The sequence below is a fragment of the Tissierellales bacterium genome, assembly GCA_035301805.1.
Taxonomy (GTDB): Bacteria; Bacillota; Clostridia; order Tissierellales; family DATGTQ01; genus DATGTQ01.
The window spans coordinates 1-2246 of record DATGTQ010000176.1 but is presented as its reverse complement, the minus strand read 5'-3'; the positions used below and the strand labels follow the sequence as shown (position 1 = coordinate 2246).

The 2246-nt window shown below is 26.7% G+C and carries 2 protein-coding genes; both read left to right on the top strand.

Going from position 1 to position 2246, the window contains the following annotated elements:
• Nucleotides 1-21 precede the first annotated feature (21 nt).
• A complete protein-coding gene (locus VK071_08885) occupies nt 22-1794 on the top strand; it encodes an ABC transporter ATP-binding protein/permease (GenBank protein ID HLR35418.1) in 1773 nt (590 codons plus the stop codon).
• Nucleotides 1787-2246: ABC transporter transmembrane domain-containing protein (locus VK071_08880; GenBank protein HLR35417.1), on the top strand; the 460-nt coding region annotated here is incomplete at its 3' end. The genes VK071_08885 and VK071_08880, both read left to right, overlap by 8 nt.

Here is a 2246-nt window from a genome sequence, read left to right as displayed (position 1 = left end):
AGAAGAATAAGGAGGCATACGATGGTAAATAAAAGATTATTATCACTTTGTGAAGATTCAAAAAAATGGGTATTTATGACAGTTTTAATGAACTGGATATCTATAATATGTAATATTGCAATAGTAGTTTATATAGGTAATGTAATAGATAAGTTATATAATAATGATTTTAATATAAATATTATAGGCTCAGCAATATTTATAGGCGCAATGTTAGGAATTAGATTTATATGTAATTTCTTGTCAACAAAGTTTTCTTCTAAATCTTCAACAGAAGTTAGAAAAAAATTAAGAGCAAAAATATATCAAAAACTATTAGATTTAGGTGTTAACTATAAAAATACAATATCAACATCATCAATTGTACAAATATCAGTAGATGGAGTAGAAGCCTTAGAAATATACTTTGGTAGATATTTACCGCAATTATTTTATAGTTTATTAGCACCACTTACACTATTTGTAGTGGTAGCACCAATAAGTTTTAAAGCGGCCATAGTATTATTAATATGTGTACCTTTAATACCGGTATCAATAATAGCTGTAATGAAATTTGCTAAAAAACTATTAGGAAAGTATTGGGGAATATACACTAATTTAGGAGATTCTTTCTTAGAAAACTTACATGGACTTACAACATTAAAGATATATGATTTAGATGAACAAAAAAATGAAGAAATGAATAAAGAAGCTGAAAACTTCAGAAATATAACTATGAAAGTATTATCAATGCAATTAAATTCTATAAATATTATGGATCTTATTGCTTTTGGAGGATCAGCTCTAGGTATAATAATAGCTATAAGTCAATATAGTCAAGGTAATATAACTATTGGTCAAGTACTTATAATAATATTACTTTCATCAGAATTCTTTATACCACTTAGACTATTAGGATCATATTTCCACGTAGCTATGAATGGTATGGCTGCAAGTGATAAAATATTTAATTTATTAGATGCAGAAATAGAAAAGATCGAAAACTTAACTAAAGAAGAAATGAATTTATTAAAAGATATAAATATAGAAATAAAAAATGTAGACTTTAGTTATGACAAAGAAAGAAAAGTACTTAAAAATGTAAATGTAACTATACCAAAAGGAAAAATGATTGCATTAGTTGGGGAAAGTGGATGTGGAAAGAGTACTATTACTAACTTACTTTTAAAACAAGAAAAAGTAGACAATGGTGAAATAACACTAAATGGAATAAATTTAAATTATATACCATTTGAAGTATTAACTAAAAAGGTTGGGTTTATAAACCACAGTGCATACATATTTAATGGAACAATAGAAGACAATTTAAGAATGGGTAAATTTGATGCAAATGAAAGAGAAATAAATGAAGCACTTAAAAAAGCTAATTTATATGACTTTGTACAAAGTTTACCAGAAAAATTACAAACAAATGTAGGAGAAGGTGGATCATTATTATCAGGTGGTCAAAAGCAAAGACTAGCTTTAGCTAGAACAATAATAAAAAATCCAGAAATATATATATTTGATGAAGCAACTTCAAATATAGATGTAGAAAGTGAAGAAAAGATATGGAAGTCTATATATGAGTTAGCAGAAAATAAAACAGTTATAGTAATATCTCATAGATTAGCTAATGTTAAAAATGCGGATAACATATATGTATTAGATAAAGGTAATATAGTAGAAAGTGGAAAACATAAAGACCTTATGATGTATAACCATAAATATGCACAATTAGTAAATCATCAAAATAACTTAGAAAGTATATATAATGAAAATATAATACCAAAGGAGGTGGCTATAAGTGAATAATAGACAATCAGGTATAAAAATTATGGCAAGGCTTATAAAAATACTTAAGCCACTAGCACCAGTTATGATGATAACAATAAGTTTTGGAGTACTAGGATTTTTAGCTGCAATAGCTATAACAACTTTTGGAGGTGTTGCTATTGCTACAAAACTTGGAATAGATATGTCAGTAACATTTAAAGCAAGTATAACTGTAGTAATAGTATGTGCACTACTTAGAGGATTACTTAGATATATAGAACAATACTCAGGTCACTATATAGCCTTTAAGATACTTGCAATACTTAGAGATAAGGTATATAAGGCACTTAGAAAACTAGCCCCATCAAAGCTAGAATCAAAAGAAAAAGGAAATTTAATTTCAGTAATAACAAGTGATATAGAATTATTAGAAGTATTTTATGCTCATACAGTGGCTCCAATAGCTATAGCAATAATTACTTCTATAATAA